Source organism: Salmonella sp. SAL4457 (assembly GCF_046548235.1).
Lineage (GTDB): Bacteria > Pseudomonadota > Gammaproteobacteria > Enterobacterales > Enterobacteriaceae > Salmonella > Salmonella enterica.
On the sequence record NZ_JBGDZO010001451.1, the window covers coordinates 1 to 231 of the forward strand.

At 67.5% G+C, this 231-nt stretch carries 1 pseudogene; it reads right to left on the reverse strand.

The window, feature by feature from the left end:
• Positions 1 to 231, reverse strand: a pseudogene (locus ACLJNW_RS28985) (NADH-quinone oxidoreductase subunit M); the annotation flags it as partial.

Consider the following 231-nt stretch of genomic DNA (forward strand, 5'->3'; position numbering starts at 1 on the left):
GACCGAGAGCACGCCGAGCAGGCCGGTGAGGGCGACCATCAGCAGCGACAGGCCATCCATCGCCAGGTGGATGCTGATGCCGAGACGCTCGATCCACAGCACCTTGAATTGCAGGGTCCATTCCGGCTCGCCGCCGGGCGCGGGCGCCAGCTGGAAGTCGCCGGTGGCCCAGATCCACAGGCTCAGGATCAGGACCAGGGTCATCGAAAGCAGCGCGATCCAGCGGGGCAG